We start from the raw sequence: 14,330 nt of genomic DNA on the forward strand, positions 1-14,330 counted from the left end.
TCCCCTCCCCCCTGCCCGCCCACTCGACATGCCGTTTCTGGTGCTGGACTGGTCGCTGTTCATTGCCCAGCTTTTCCTCGGGCTTGCCATGGCATGCGCGGCTTACAGGCTGATTTTCGGCCCGCGCGCACAGGATCGCATTCTCGGCCTCGATACATTTTATGTAAATGCCATGCTGCTGCTGCTGACATACGGCATTCGCATCGCCAGCGCGACTTACTTCGAGGTGGCGTTGATCATCGCTCTGCTCGGCTTCGTCGGTACGGCGGCACTATCGAAGTTCCTCATGCGCGGTGAGGTGATCGAGTGATTGATATCGACCTCGCGCTCAAGGATCTACCGGCCTGGGCCGCTTATCTGACTGCAGCCATGGTGTTTATCGGCGCGCTGCTGTCGTTGATCGGCGCAATTGGTCTTGTGCGGCTGAAATCGTTTTACGAGCGCGTGCATGCACCGACTTTGGGGGCAACACTCGGCACCGGATTTATTCTTGTCGCATCGATGATTTGTTTTACGGTGCTGCGCGGGCGCTTATCCGTGCACGAGATTTTGATCGCCGTATTCCTGACGATCACGACCCCGGTGGCGATGATGCTGCTGGTCCGCGCGGCGCTTTACCGGGACCGTGTCGAGAATAACCGCGAAGTTCCCGGTGCCGGAAAATACAAAAAAGCCGAAGCTGCAGTTCGGTCGCAAGCTGGCGAGAGCGAAACCGCGGATCGCACCTGAAGGCTAAAACCCTCCGGCACAAGTGCTCAGTGCTGCACCACGATACGGAACGAACTGGATTGAATAAAGCAAGCTTCAGACCATCCGGCGTCATATGACGCCGGATGGTCTGTTTGATTGTCAGCTTGCGGGAAGCTTTGCCGGATCTTCGCTGTCTTGCGGCCCGGTCTTGATGTGCCCGGCGAGTGCGTCGCGCAGAGCGGCTTCCTTGGTTTCGTCGTAGGAGGTCTGGATAACCGTACCGCCGATACCTTCAAGGTCTTTCAATACCTTGTCCGCCGTCACCTTGCGGATAAGCAAGAACAGGCCAGCGGTGCCGGGCGTCAAGGCCTCGGCGGCCTCCTTGACGAAGTTATCGTTGATGCCGACATCCGTGAACTTGCCGCTGAGCGCGCCGGCACCCGCGCCAATTGCCGTGCCCAAGATCGGGTTCAGGAAGATGAAGCCGATCAGTGCGCCCCAGAGTGCGCCAGAGGCTGCACCCGCCGCCGTCAGATTGACCAGCTGATTCAGGCGAATCTTGCCATCGTCCTCTTTGACGGCGATCACCGCGTCGCCGAGTTCGATGAGGTATTCCTGCTGAAGCTCAAGCAGGCGCTTGCGGACTTCGATAGCCTTTTCTTCGGTCGGGAATGCAATGAAAACGAGATCGCTCATCGGATCAACTCCATAGACGGGTGACGGAGGCGGTGCGCGAAACGGCGGCCGCACGATTTTGCCAGAAATGGCCTGACTGCTTATTCTAAAGATATTGCTGACCGGACGTTTCCACCCAGTCCAGCAGCGCCCTATTCCACGCGCGCAACGGCGTCGATATGGCCAAGATCACGCGCGGGGTCCAATTTATCGCGGACGCGCTGCTTCAGTGTTTTGACGTCGGGAAAGCCGCCATCGCGCTTGCGCTCCCAGATCGGATCGCCATCGTAGTCTATCCTGAAGACGCCGCCAGTACCGGGCACGAGGGCAACTTCAGAGAGATCTGTGGCGAACGTCGACAGCAGTTCTTGCGCCATCCAGGCCGCACGCAGCAGCCATTGGCATTGCGTGCAGTAGGTAATGACGATGCGAGGAGCAGCCGTTTCGGCTGCCGCGTCGCTATCGGAAGCGTCTTTTTGTATGCTCATGCCTATGGCTCACCCCGCCGGGATGCCGGTGCTGGCAATGCTGCGAAGCACCGGCTTTTGGCAGAATCAGACCAGCGCGGGAATGCGCAGCACCTGACCGGGATAGATCTTGTCGGGGTGGCTCAGAAGCGGCTTGTTCGCCTCGAAAATCTCGGTGTACTTCGCGCCCTTGCCTGCGCCGTACTGCTCTTCAGCGACCTTCCAGAGGGTGTCGCCCTTCTGCACGGTGTAGAAGCGGGCTTCCTCGCTGGGCGTTTCCACCGCGATTTCGCTTTCCACCGCAGCGACACCGATGGTGTTGCCAAGCGCCAGAGCGATCTTCTCCGCGTCTTCGGTGGTTGCGGCGTTGCCCTTCACGGTCACCTTGTCGCCATCGACCTGAATGTCGAGACCTTCGGTGCTGAAGCCGTGCTTTTCGACTTCCTTCTTGAGGTCATCGGCAGTTGCCGCCTGTGCCTCGCTCGCGCCGAAAATCTTCTCGCCCGCGCCCTTGATGAAGCTCAGCAAACCCATCGTGATCACTCCATTATTTGCATCTGCACTATCAGCATGCATGTCGTGCTGCCGTATGACAGGTTATCAAGACATACCATAATCTCAATAAACCCTGGCTGCTTAATTGCACGTACGAGCACTTATTTTGCAGCCATTCACATAAACAGCCTGTTCTTTCACCTTGTTCCATGTCCATGTATGGGCTTCAACGACGCCATCGGAGCGTTGATATCTGCCGGGATTTTTCGGGAAATAGTTACCTTTGCCACCCTATAAATCAGAACCTGAGGCAATACGAAGCGGGGGAAGAAAGATGTCGGCAAAACGGATTGTGGTTCTGTATGGTGGGTTCTCCACCGAGCGCGAAGTATCGCTTGTCAGCGGGCAGGCGTGCGCTGATGCCCTTCGCAGCAAGGGCCATGACGTTGCCCTCGTCGATCCGGCTGATGGTGTCAAGACGTTGGTCGCTGCGCTCGATCCGGATCGCGACATCGTATTCAACGCCCTGCATGGCCATCTTGGTGAAGATGGGTCGGTGCAGGGTTTGCTTGATCTCCTTCGCGTGCCCTACACCCACTCCGGCCTGCTGGCATCGGCCGTCGCCATGAACAAAGCGCTGTCGCGCGATATCTTCACCCGCGCCGGACTGCGCTGCGCCGCCGGGAAGCTATGCACCCGCGATGATTTCCGCGATGGACACCCGCTGCCGCCACCTTATGTCATCAAGCCTGTGGCAGAGGGGTCATCGAAGGGCGTACGCATCGTGCAGGCGGGCGACAACGCGATCGCCAGCGACGAGGATTGGCACTATGGCGACCATGTGCTGGTTGAAAAGTTCATCGAAGGCCGGGAACTGACAGTGGCGGTGCTCGACGGCAAGGCATTGGCGGTGACGGAGCTGCGCACCTCCGAAGGCTTCTATGATTACGACAGCAAATATACGGCCGGACGCACGCAGCACCTCATCCCCGCTCCGATTCCCGCCGAGATCACCGAGCAGGCCCTGCGCTGGGCGGAAATCGCCCACACGGTGCTTGGCTGCCGCAGCCTGAGCCGCTCCGACTTCCGCTACGACGACCGCCCGGAAGCGGGCAGCGACGGCGGGCTTTATATTCTTGAAACCAACACCCAGCCGGGCATGACGCCACTCAGCCTTGCGCCCGAACAGGCAGCTTACGTCGGCATCAGCTTCGCTGATCTCGTTGACGGGCTGGTCAAAACCGCGCGTTACGGCTGAGTGAGCGCAGGCGCGAGCGCGATCATCGTTGCTTGCGCCGCCACTCGCTGACGAGCACGCCGGCAACAATCAGCGCGCCGCCGAGAAGAGCCAGCGGGCCGAGTCGCTCGCCCGCCAGCCGCCCGAAAATGCCGCCCCACACCGGCTCCCCGGCATAGATCAGGGTGGCGCGCGTGGGGGAAACGGTGCGTTGCGCCCAGTTCATCGCGAACTGGATTGCGGCGCTCGCGACACCCAACCCGACGACCGTGGCAACCAGCAGCCATGAAAACGGCGGGATGGCTTCGCCAGCCGGGATCATCGCCGCAAAGCTCAAGACGGAGGCAACACCAAGCTGTATCACCGTCACGCGTCTGGCACTGGTGCGGCCCGCGAAAAAGCTGATGAGGATGATTTCCCCGGCAATGGCAACGGCGGACGCCACCGTCCACAATTCACCGACTTCGAAGCGGATCGACAACCCCTCCGGCCCGGCGAGCAGCATCAGGCCGAGGAAGGCCAGCACGATGCCGAGCCATGCCATTCGGCGGGGCATGACACGCAAAACTAGAAGCTGAAGCAGCGGCACACAAGGCACGTAGAGCGCGGTTATAAAGGCGGACTGGCTGCTCGGAATGGTCTGCAGTCCAACCGTCTGCAACGAATAGCCCAGCATCAGCACGATGCCGATCAGGCAGCCGGCTCGCCATTCAAGACGGGTCACCCCCGCTGCCATCGAGCGCCACGACACCAGCGCCAGCAGCAGCGCGGCCGCTGCGAATCTCAGGCCGACGAGAAAGAACGGCCCCGTCACCGTGAGCGCATTCTGCACGATGAGGAATGTGGCGCCCCAGAAAACCGTGATGATAATGAGCACGACTTCCGGCAGCGAAAACCATTTCCGCTCCGGCTCGGCAACCCCGGATGACACGCTCAATCATCTGCTCCGTTACGCGTGGCGAGCGCGCGCAGCGCGCGTTCTCCAGACCGATCTTTGATGAATCATCCGGTGTATGACACATTCTCGCGAGAAATGCGAAACGCCCATCGCACAGCGCTTCGCGCCGGGCCAACCGGGAAATGCCTGACGGGCCCTCCTTGCTTGAGTCGCCGCTGCGGAGTCTAAAAGGCCTGCCCACGGTGTCGTGAGCAGACGGGCGCAAGAGCTTGAATCGGAGCAGATTGGCGTGCAACGGTAAAGGGTTGTCGGCTATTGAAGGCGGAATTCACAAAGACATAATTATCCTTCACAACAACGTCACAGGCACTGTAGAATATCCGTCGCGAAGCAGAATAGTCTGTTTTTGGAAACCCCTACGTGGGGGAATACGGAGACGGCAAGGTGACGGTCCACGTCCCAGTTCCCGCTACGCCGGATGGATGTCCGGCTCTTGTACTCAACGCCGATTTCCGGCCGCTGAGCTATTATCCGCTTTCCTTATGGAGTTGGCAGGATGCAATCAAGGCGGTGTTTCTCGACAGGGTAAACATCGTCTCGGAATATGATACGGCGGTGCGAAGTCCCACTTTCGAGATGCGCCTTCCCTCCGTCGTTTCCCTGAAAACCTACGTTCAACCCTCTCGCCATCCGGCCTTTACAAGGTTCAACGTTTTCCTCCGCGATCGCTTCTCATGCCAGTACTGCGGATCGCACGAGGATCTCACCTTCGATCATTTGATCCCCCGTTCCAAGGGCGGACAGACGACCTGGGAAAACGTTGTCACGGCCTGTTCGCCGTGCAATCTGCGCAAAGGCAACCGTATGCCGCGCGATATTGACATGTGGCCGATGCAGATGCCCTACGCACCGTCCGTTCACGATCTGCACCAGAACGGACGCCTGTTCCCGCCCAACTATCTGCATGAAAGCTGGCTCGATTACCTCTACTGGGACGTGGAACTGGAGCCCTGAATCAACGTGGCTTCAAGCCGGCGTGTCGACTTCCTGACACACGTCGATCCATGTTGCCCCGACGATTTCAGCCAGCCGCTGCGTGCCGATACGCACTGCGGAATGCGTCGAGCCAGCCGCCGGTACGACTTCGTCGAAGGCCTTGAGGGATACGTCACAATAAACCGGCAGCGGTGTCGCCAGCCCGAACGGGCACACCCCGCCCACGGGATGGCCGGTGAGCGCCGCGACTTCCTCCGGTCCCGGCATGCGGGCCTTCGTGCCGAAATGTGTTTTCAGCTTGCGATTGTCGAGCCGTGCGTCGCCGCGCGCCACAACCAGCACCACATCGTCGCCGAACCGCAGTGACAGCGTTTTGGCGATGCGCCCCGGCTCCACGCCATGCGCCTCGGCCGCCAGTGCCACTGTGGCCGTGCTCACCTCAAGCTCGATGATTTCGAGATCAGGCGCTTTCTCTTTCAGGAAGGCGCGAGCCGACTCAAGGCTCATGCCCCCTCCTCCTCGTACAACTCCTGCGGGCGGCCGATGCTGATGTAGGTGAAGCCACGGCGCAGCAGATCGTTCGGCGGATAGATGTTGCGCAGGTCCACCATGACGGGCTGGCGAAGCAAGGCCTTGACGCGGTCGAGATCGAGCGCGCGGAAGGCATCCCACTCCGTGACGATAACGAGCGCATCCGCTCCGTCGATGGCCGAATAGGCATCCTTGGTGTAGGTCACGTCGTCGAGCACCAGCCTGGCCTGATCGATGCCCTCGGGATCGTAGGCGCGGATGGCTGCGCCCGCATCCTGCAGCGTGCGGATGACGGCAATGGACGGCGCCTCGCGCATGTCGTCGGTGTTGGGCTTGAAGGTGAGGCCCAGCACGGCGATGGTCTTGCCCGAAACGTTGCCGCCGCAAGCTGCGATCACCTTGCGCCCCATGGCGCGTTTGCGCACCTCGTTGACGGCGGAGACCGTCTCGACGATACGCACAGGCGAGTCGGCATCCTGCGCGATTTTCACCAGCGCCATCGTATCCTTGGGGAAGCAGGAGCCGCCGTAACCCGGCCCCGCGTGCAGGAACTTGCCGCCGATGCGGTTATCGAGGCCGATGCCGCGCGCCACCTCCTGCACGTTGGCTCCGACTTTCTCGCACAGATCGGCGATCTCGTTGATGAACGTGATCTTGGTGGCGAGGAAAGCGTTGGCCGCATATTTGATCAGTTCCGCCGTGCGGCGGTTGGTGACGATGAGCGGCGACTGGTTCAGATAGAGCGGGCGATAAAGCGCCCGCATCACCTCGGCAGCGCGCTCATCCTCCGTGCCCACGACAATGCGGTCCGGGCGCTTGAAGTCGCTGATAGCAGCGCCCTCGCGCAGAAACTCAGGATTGGAGACAACGGCGAAATCCGCATCCGGCCGCACCTCGCGGATGATGGCTTCCACGGCGTCGCCCGTGCCCACCGGCACGGTCGACTTCGTGACGATGACGGTATATCCGTCGATGGCCGCAGCGATCTCGCGTGCCGCCTGATGCACATAGGACAGATCCGCGTGCCCGTCCCCGCGCCGGGACGGCGTGCCGACGGCGATGAAAACGGCATCGGCAGACCGCACGGCTTCCGTCAGATCCGTATCGAAGAAAAGACGGCCGGTGCGGACGTTATTGGCCACGAGTTCGGCCAGCCCCGGCTCGAAAATCGGGATTTGACCGGCTTTCAGCGCCTCGATCTTGGCCGGATCCTTGTCGACGCAGGTCACGTCATGGCCGAAATCGGCAAAGCATGCTCCCGATACCAGCCCGACATAACCGGCGCCAATCATTGTTACGCGCATATTACCGTTCCTGCTTGCTGTTATACCAGCGGCGCCGATCCGGCACCGCACAGGCTCATGAAGCGCCGCTCGCCCCGGCAACCACACTGCCGATACGCCGGCCGTTCATATCCGCGACCTCGAAACGCCAGCCGTTCCAGATGAACGCCTCGCCTTCTTCCGGCAGGTGGCCAAGATGGGCCAGCATGAACCCGGCCAGCGTGGTGAAGTCGCCGTCCTCGTCCATATCCTCAAGCTGCAGCACGCGCTCGACCTCGTCGATGGCCATGCGCCCGTCGAGCATCCATGCGCCATCTTCGCGCCGCACGGCCTCTGCCTTCTCTTCCCCGGCCAGTTCCGGCAGATCGCCGGCGATGGCGACGAGCACGTCGGTTGCCGTCACAACGCCCTCGAAGGTGCCGTGCTCGTCAACCACAATGGCCAGATGGACGTTGGCTTCCCTGAAGTTCTCAAGCAGCCGCAGCACGGGCATGGTGTCGTTGACATAAAGCGGCGCGCGCACCGCCGTCGCCAGATCGATCGTGCCGGTCAGGCGCTGTTGCTCCAGCAGATCCTTGGCGTGAACGACGCCGATGACATTATCCACCTCGCCCCGGCAAACGGGAAAGCGCGAGCGTCCGCTCTGGTTGATCTCCCGCAGCACCACCTCGGGCGGGTCGGCCGCGTCAAGCCAGATCGTGTCGACGCGCGGCACCATGATGGAACGCACGTTGCGCTCCCCGAGGGTCAGGACGCGCTCGATCATACTGCTCTCGGCAGCAGTGAACGCCGTTCCACCACCGCCGGTGGAGATGATCGCCGCGACCTCCTCGGACGCCTCGGACGTATCCTTGCCGCCGCGCAGGATGCGCAGCACGGCGCGCGCCGTGCGGTCGCGCAGATCCGTGCTAGTCACGCGCTTCTGCACGTTTCGCCGGCCAAGCTGGTTCGCCGCCTCCACCAGAATGGAGAAGCCGATGGCGGCGTAGAGGTAGCCCTTGGGAATGTGATAGCCGAGACCTTCGACAATCAGGCTGAAGCCGATCATCAGCAGGAAGCCGAGGCAGAGGATGACCACGGTCGGGTGGCGGCTGACGAAGTTCATCAGCGGACGGCTGGCGATCATCATCACCACGACGGCCACGATGACAGCGATCATCATCACCGACAGATCCTTCACCATGCCGACGGCGGTGATGACCGAATCCAGCGAGAACACCGCGTCAAGCACGACGATCTGGGCGATGACGTGCCAGAAGACCGCATAGGCCCCGGACGACGCCTTGGCGGCCGTGTGCCCTTCCAGCCGCTCATGCAGCTCTGACGTGCCCTTGAAGAGCAGGAAGGCGCCGCCGCCGATGAGGATCACGTCCCGCCAGGATATCTCCGCCCCGAGAATGGTGATGATGGGCTGCGTAAGCGTCACGATCCACGAGATCGAGGCCAGCAGCGCCAGGCGCATGATGAGCGCCAGCGACAGACCGATGATGCGCGCCTTGTTGCGCTGCTCGGGCGGTAGCTTGTCGGCGAGAATGGCGATAAAGATGAGGTTGTCGATCCCGAGGACGACCTCGAGCACGATAAGCGTGGCCAGACCGGCCCAAGCGGAGGGGTCCGCAATCCATTCCATAGACATCAGACGATTTCCGCGACTGTTTCAGGCTGGGAGAAAGCGGGCCGGACCAATGGTGCGCAGGCTGGCGACAGGCAGCAGATGCAACAGCTTCCCAAAATACTCCCCGCTTCGAATCGCGTTATACAACAGCTCGGTTCGCCAGCGGGGGACACAAAGGGCTCCATGATCTCGACAGGCGCGCATTGCGCACGCTGCCGCTATCATAAGCGCAGCGCCATGCCGCCAACAACCCCCGTTTGCAACCTCGCAACAAAAAAACGCATGAAACACGCTCTACCCGGGAATAGAATCGATTTCAGATCCGTATACCCAACATGAAACGTGACAGGACGCCCGTGAACGTCAGTGCTTCGGAAACGCCCGCCGCTCACAGCGGCGATGGCGATGGCCTTGATGTGGTTGGCGAATTGCCGGCGTTGCGCCGCTACGCGCTGAGCCTGACGCGCGATGCGACGGACGCCGAGGATCTCGTCCACGACGCTCTGCTGCGCGCCTACGAAAAGCGTGGCGGCTTTCGTGCGGAAAAGGGCCTGCGCCCGTGGCTGCTGGCGATCCTGCATAATATTTTCGTCGACCGGCTGCGTTCACGGCGAAGCGAGCGCAAACGTATGGAAGCGCTGGCCGGGGATATAAATGCCGACCCTGCGGCGCGCCAGCATGGGCCGCAGCAGGATCACGCATTGCGGCTGGCACAGGTGCGCGAAGCGTTCATGGCCTTGCCGGAGGAGCAGCGCGCCGTGCTGCACCTTATCACCATCGAGGGGTTGGGCTATGGCGAGGCCGCGCAGGCGCTGGACGTGCCGGTCGGCACCGTGATGTCGCGCCTCTCCCGCGCCAGGGCGGCGCTGCGCGCGTTCGAGGAGCAGCCCGCCCGCCCCAGGGAGGCGGCCGGCGTTACCCATCTGCGTGTGGTAGGAGGCACCGATGACACATCTGCATGACAGTGCGCATGATCCTGTCGTTGAGACCGATCTGCAACGCTATATCGACGGGCATATATCCCTGCCCCGCCGCATCGCGGTGGAAGCGCACCTCGCCGCGCGCCCCGAACTGGCCGCCCGCGTGATGCAGGATATGCGCCTGCGTGACGAGCTGACGCTCGCATTGGCGCAGGTGCAGCCGGCTCCCCGCCCGGAAACCGGACAGGCCGCCCGCCGTCTGTCCCGGGCGTTGCGCTGGGGACGGCGTTCCGAGGCCTTGCGCCGCCTCGCGGCTGTCGGCATGTTCCTCGCCATCGGCTGGTTCGCGCATGCGGAATATGGCGCGCTGGGCATCGGCAAGGTATCCGCCTCGGGGCTGCCGCCGGCATTCGTCGAGGAGGCCATCGACCGCTTCGACGAACGTCCATCCGTTATCCGCGAGAGCAGTGGCGGCGCTTACGATCCGCTGCACATCCTCGCGGAAACCGCGATTGCGCTCCCGGCCCTGCCGGACGACTGGCAGGTGCAGGATGTCGCGGTCGCGCCGTCCGCCTATGGCCCCGGCGTGGGATTGTCGATTGCAACGCCCGATATGGGCTCCATATCGCTGATCGCCCTGCGCCCCGGCGTTTTCGATGTCGTGCCGGTCACGATTGCGCACAGGGGCGAGCTTGCCGTCGCTTACTGGCAGATTGGCGACGTGGCCTATGCGCTCGTCACGCAGGAGGGCGCGCGCGAAATCGATGAGGCGGCCAGCCGCCTGCTGCGAACCCTCTACTGACGTTCCGCCGGCCCGCGCCGGTGGAGATCACCTCGGATGATCCTTTCAATATCGCTTCTCTGGAGTTGACAATGAACAACCCGCAACCCGGTTTCGGCTGGCAGAACACCGCCCGCACCGTCGACCGCGCCGCGTTCGACGAGGGCCTGCGCCAGCACATGCTGCGCATCTACAATTATATGTGCCTTGGCCTCGTGGTCACGGGCGTCGTCGCCTTCATCGTCGGCACCACGCCGGCGCTGTACGTGCCGATTTTCTCCACCCCGCTGAAGTGGGTGGTGATGCTGGCTCCGCTCGCCTTCGTGCTGTTCTTCTCGTTCCGCATCGACAAGATTTCCGCCAGCGGCGCGCAGACCCTGTTCTGGGCCTTCTGCGCCGTGATGGGCCTGTCACTGGCCTCGATCTTCCTGGTGTTCACCGGCACCAGCATCGCCCGCACGTTCTTCATCACGGCGGCGATGTTCGGCGCAACCAGCCTTTACGGCTACACCACGAAGCGTGACCTGTCGCAGTTCGGCTCGTTCCTGATCATGGGCCTGATCGGCGTCATCATCGCCAGCCTCGTGAACCTGTTCATCGGTTCGACCATGCTGCAGTTCGCGGTGTCGGTGATCGGCGTGCTGGTGTTCGTCGGCCTGACCGCATGGGACACGCAGAGCATCAAGGAGCAGTACTCCGAAAACTTTGCCTACGAGTCGCAGCAGAAGCTCGCCATCTTCGGCGCATTCTCGCTGTACCTCAACTTCATCAACATGTTCCAGTTGCTGCTGTCCCTCACCGGCCAGCGTCAGGAATAATCCGTCAGGCAGCATGCTCCGCAATCCAGCCATGCGGATGCCCACTTGACCGATACTCGTGACTTGACCAAGACCCGGCGACGCTCCATCTCAGGGGAAGCCGCCGCCGGGAGACGATATAATAATCAGCCGCCCGGGCGACGGCGGTTCGGGAGGTTTAGCCAGTGTCCCAATCGACCAGCGCCAGTTCGGGCCCGGTTCCGAATATCCGCCAGCGCCCGCCCGGACGGCGGCTCTGGGCCATTCTCAGAGCGCTGGCGCGCGATACGAGCCGAGAGCGTATCTCGGTCGGTGACTTGCTGGAAACCATGCGTGACCGCGCTTTCGGCGCGCTGATGTTCATTTTCGCCTTTCCCAACATTCTGCCCACGCCACCCGGCACCTCGGCCGTGCTCGGCCTGCCGCTGGTCTTCCTGTCCGCACAGCTCATGTTCGGCCGCAAGCCGTGGCTGCCGAAGGTCATCGCCAGCCGCTCCATGGCGCGCAAGGACTTCGCCGCCGTAACGGAGCGCGCCGTGCCGTGGCTTTTCCGCGCGGAGAAGCTGCTGCGGCCACGGTTGATCGTGCTGGCCAGCCCGCCGGCCGAATACGTGACCGGCGCCATCTGCTTCTTGCTGTCCGTGATCCTGCTGCTGCCGATCCCGCTGGGCAACATGCTGCCCGCGCTGGCCATCTGCCTGTTTTCCCTCGGCATTCTTGGCCGCGACGGCGTGTGGATCCTGCTCGGGGTGGTGGCCACCATCGTTTCGCTCATCGTCGTGAGCGGTGTGGTCTATGCCTTCGTCAAAAGCGCGATCTTCATCATCTCCAACGCTTTCGGATAACGCGGCACACCCCTACCGCAACCGCACGTTGACGTGATCGGCGTTGCCGCGCGCATCGATCACCGACAGCCGTGCGAAGCCCGCGCCATCCGGCTGCCACGATGTTTCCCGCCGGATGCTACCCTGCTGCACCGGCTTGCCGTCGACCAGCCACGTCAGCGGCAGCGCCCCGCCAGTGGCCTTGAGCGCCAACGACTGCAACAGCCCGGCCCCATCCGCAAAACCCAGATCGATCACCGCACCATCGGGCGGATAGGCGATGCGCAGCGGCGCGGTAACCGTCGCGAGGATCGTACCCGGCGCATCACGGCGCAGATGCCGCAGCGGCGGCGGCAGGCTGGCAGAGGTGGAGACGGTCAAGCGGCCCGACGGCGCGACAACCGGCACAGGCTCTCGGCCCAGCCGCGCGAAGGCATCGAACAGCAGGGGCGCGGCAGTGTTGCGCGCCAGCAAACCCGGCACCGCGCCGCCATCGGGACGCCCAAGCCACACGGCAATCGTGGTATGCCGGTCAAAGCCCGCCGCAACGGCGTCACGATAACCATAGGATGTGCCCGTCTTGTAGGCGATGCGGCCCGGCAGCGCGTTGTGAGGTGCGGGAGCCCCGCGCAGGATGTCGGCCACGTACCACGCCGCCACTGGCCCGACGAATGCGGGGCGCGGCGCGCCCTCCCCATCATCGGGGCGATACCGCAACACCGGCACCGCGCCGCCGCGCGCCAGCCCTGAAAACGCCGCTGCCATATCCGTGAGGCGCAACCCCAACCCGCCGAGCGCAATGGCAAGGCCCGGCTCGCCGGCATCCTTCGGCATCTCCACCGCCACTCCGGATGCGCGCAGCCGCGTGAGAAACTGCACCGGGCCGACCTCCGCCAGCAGGGCCACGGCGGGAATGTTCAACGACAGTTGCAACGCCTTGCGCGCGGTGACGGTGCCCTGAAACGTCTGGTCGAAATTCTCCGGCGCATAAAGGCCATAGCGCGTGGGCCTGTCCTCCAGAATGGTTTCGGGATGCGCCAGCCCCGCCTCGAAGGCCATGGCATAGATGAACGGTTTCAGCACCGATCCGGGCGAGCGCACGGCGCGCGCTGCATCCACCCAACCGGCGCGCTCGGCTGCGCCATAATCCGCCGCGCCCACATGTGCCCTCACCTCGCCGGTGGCGTTGTCGACCACCACGATAGCCGCCGACAGATACGGGCCGATCCGCGCCGCGGCCTCACGCGCCAGTGCCTCCATGGAAGCCTGCAAGCCAGCGTCGATCGTGGTGCGGTGAACGCCCGCTTCGGGCCGCGCATCCCGCACCTCCTGCGCGACATGGGGGGCCAGCATGGGAAAAGGCCGCCGCGCGTCCGGTACTGGTGCGGCGCGTGCAGCCTCCGCCTCTGCTGCGCTGACAACCCCACGCTCCACCGCCCTGTCCAGCACACGGTCGCGGGCAATGCGCGCCCGCGCGGGGGAGCGGTCGGGACGGCGCGCTTCGGGGGATTGCGGCAGCGCCACCAGCAGCGCCGCTTCCGCCGTGGACAGGCGGCGCGGCTCCTTGCCGAAATAGGCGAGGCTTGCGGCGCGCACGCCTTCCAGATTGCCGCCATAGGGAGCGAGATTAAGATAGAATGACAGGATCTCGGCCTTGGAAAAGCGCCGTTCCAGTTCCACGGCACGCACGGCCTGCCGCAGCTTGGCCTTGAACGAGCGCTCGCTGCGCGGCTCCATCAGCCGGGCCACCTGCATGGTCAGCGTCGAGCCGCCAGACACGATGCGCCCGCTCGTCAGCATCTGATAAGCCGCGCGCCCCACTGCCAGCGGGTCTACGCCATCGTGCGCGTGAAAGCGCCTATCCTCGTAGGCAATCAGCAGATCGATGAAACGCGGATCGACATCGGCGACGGTGGCAGGCAGACGCCAGCGTCCGTCATCGAACGTGAACGCGCGCAGCAATGTGCCGTTGCGGTCGAGGACGACGGCAGAGTGTTGCCGTACCGGCGTGAGATCGAGTTGCGGCAGCGTCGCGGCGAACCGCCAGACGCCGATACCTGCCAACGCCACGATGACCGCCACAGCCAGCGCGGCCACGACCAGAACACGGCGCATCCTCGC

16 protein-coding genes are annotated in these 14,330 nt (G+C 63.1%); 8 read left to right on the plus strand and 8 right to left on the minus strand.

What is annotated here, in order from left to right; translation table 11 throughout:
• Positions 1-28 precede the first annotated feature (28 nt).
• Entirely contained in the window at positions 29-310 is a 282-nt protein-coding gene (locus tag FHS81_RS05050) for a K+/H+ antiporter subunit F (protein ID WP_183751264.1), read from the plus strand.
• Positions 307-729: a monovalent cation/H(+) antiporter subunit G gene (gene mnhG, locus FHS81_RS05055; protein ID WP_428982431.1), complete on the plus strand. Its 423-nt coding sequence runs from the start codon at positions 307-309 to the stop codon at positions 727-729. Before FHS81_RS05050 ends, mnhG begins: the two co-directional genes overlap by 4 nt.
• 120 nt (positions 730-849) lie before the next feature.
• On the opposite strand, the gene FHS81_RS05060 is transcribed toward mnhG, so the two are convergent.
• The 3 genes from FHS81_RS05060 to lysM form a co-directional block, all read right to left on the minus strand.
• Positions 850-1,386, minus strand: a complete 537-nt coding sequence (locus tag FHS81_RS05060; protein ID WP_183750969.1) for a DUF1269 domain-containing protein — start codon at positions 1,384-1,386, stop codon at positions 850-852.
• Positions 1,387-1,517: 131 nt separating this feature from the next.
• Positions 1,518-1,853: an Rdx family protein gene (locus FHS81_RS05065; protein WP_183750970.1), complete on the minus strand. Its 336-nt coding sequence runs from the start codon at positions 1,851-1,853 to the stop codon at positions 1,518-1,520.
• A gap of 66 nt (positions 1,854-1,919) precedes the next feature.
• Positions 1,920-2,366 carry a peptidoglycan-binding protein LysM gene (gene lysM, locus FHS81_RS05070; RefSeq protein WP_183750971.1) on the minus strand — a complete coding sequence of 149 codons (447 nt, stop codon included), beginning with the start codon at positions 2,364-2,366 and terminating at the stop codon, positions 1,920-1,922.
• Between the two features lie 295 nt (positions 2,367-2,661).
• Here lysM and FHS81_RS05075 point away from each other — a divergent pair, with 295 nt between their 5' ends.
• On the plus strand, positions 2,662-3,585 hold the full coding sequence (locus tag FHS81_RS05075) for a D-alanine--D-alanine ligase (RefSeq protein ID WP_183750972.1): 924 nt from the start codon (positions 2,662-2,664) through the stop codon (positions 3,583-3,585).
• 22 nt (positions 3,586-3,607) lie between these two features.
• Here the strand turns inward: FHS81_RS05075 and FHS81_RS05080 are convergent, their stop codons facing one another.
• The gene (locus FHS81_RS05080) at positions 3,608-4,501 is read right to left on the minus strand and encodes a DMT family transporter (RefSeq protein ID WP_210281551.1); all 894 of its coding nucleotides are present in this window, start codon (positions 4,499-4,501) and stop codon (positions 3,608-3,610) included.
• Between the two features lie 405 nt (positions 4,502-4,906).
• Between FHS81_RS05080 and FHS81_RS05085 the strand changes: the two genes are divergently transcribed.
• Positions 4,907-5,476 carry an HNH endonuclease gene (locus FHS81_RS05085; protein WP_183751267.1) on the plus strand — a complete coding sequence of 190 codons (570 nt, stop codon included), beginning with the start codon at positions 4,907-4,909 and terminating at the stop codon, positions 5,474-5,476.
• Positions 5,477-5,488: 12 nt separating this feature from the next.
• Here FHS81_RS05085 and FHS81_RS05090 read toward each other — a convergent pair whose 3' ends face one another.
• From FHS81_RS05090 to FHS81_RS05100, 3 genes are read right to left on the minus strand one after another with little or no spacing between them, the layout of a single operon-like run.
• A complete protein-coding gene (locus FHS81_RS05090) occupies positions 5,489-5,965 on the minus strand; it encodes a YbaK/EbsC family protein (protein WP_183750973.1) in 477 nt (158 codons plus the stop codon).
• Positions 5,962-7,293: a UDP-glucose dehydrogenase family protein gene (locus FHS81_RS05095; RefSeq protein WP_183750974.1), complete on the minus strand. Its 1,332-nt coding sequence runs from the start codon at positions 7,291-7,293 to the stop codon at positions 5,962-5,964. The genes FHS81_RS05090 and FHS81_RS05095 overlap by 4 nt, the downstream gene beginning before the upstream one ends.
• Positions 7,294-7,348: 55 nt before the next feature.
• The gene (locus FHS81_RS05100; RefSeq protein WP_183750975.1) at positions 7,349-8,908 is read right to left on the minus strand and encodes a TerC family protein; all 1,560 of its coding nucleotides are present in this window, start codon (positions 8,906-8,908) and stop codon (positions 7,349-7,351) included.
• 314 nt (positions 8,909-9,222) lie between these two features.
• Between FHS81_RS05100 and FHS81_RS05105 the strand changes: the two genes are divergently transcribed.
• The 4 genes from FHS81_RS05105 to FHS81_RS05120 all read left to right on the plus strand — a co-directional run bounded on the left by FHS81_RS05105 (position 9,223) and on the right by FHS81_RS05120 (position 12,230).
• Complete coding sequence (locus tag FHS81_RS05105; protein ID WP_183750976.1) at positions 9,223-9,849, plus strand: sigma-70 family RNA polymerase sigma factor; 627 nt, start codon at positions 9,223-9,225, stop codon at positions 9,847-9,849.
• Positions 9,833-10,609, plus strand: coding sequence for an anti-sigma factor family protein (locus FHS81_RS05110; RefSeq protein ID WP_183750977.1), 777 nt, complete (start codon positions 9,833-9,835; stop codon positions 10,607-10,609). The genes FHS81_RS05105 and FHS81_RS05110 overlap by 17 nt, the downstream gene beginning before the upstream one ends.
• 71 nt (positions 10,610-10,680) lie before the next feature.
• On the plus strand, positions 10,681-11,406 hold the full coding sequence (locus FHS81_RS05115; RefSeq protein ID WP_183750978.1) for a Bax inhibitor-1/YccA family protein: 726 nt from the start codon (positions 10,681-10,683) through the stop codon (positions 11,404-11,406).
• A 164-nt stretch (positions 11,407-11,570) separates the two neighbouring features.
• The gene (locus tag FHS81_RS05120) at positions 11,571-12,230 is read left to right on the plus strand and encodes an exopolysaccharide biosynthesis protein (RefSeq protein WP_183750979.1); all 660 of its coding nucleotides are present in this window, start codon (positions 11,571-11,573) and stop codon (positions 12,228-12,230) included.
• Positions 12,231-12,242: 12 nt separating this feature from the next.
• Here FHS81_RS05120 and pbpC read toward each other — a convergent pair whose 3' ends face one another.
• Complete coding sequence (pbpC, locus tag FHS81_RS05125) at positions 12,243-14,324, minus strand: penicillin-binding protein 1C (protein ID WP_246374737.1); 2,082 nt, start codon at positions 14,322-14,324, stop codon at positions 12,243-12,245.
• Positions 14,325-14,330 lie beyond the last annotated feature (6 nt).

The sequence above is a fragment of the Pseudochelatococcus contaminans genome (assembly GCF_014195635.1).
Taxonomy (GTDB): Bacteria; Pseudomonadota; Alphaproteobacteria; order Rhizobiales; family Beijerinckiaceae; genus Pseudochelatococcus; species Pseudochelatococcus contaminans.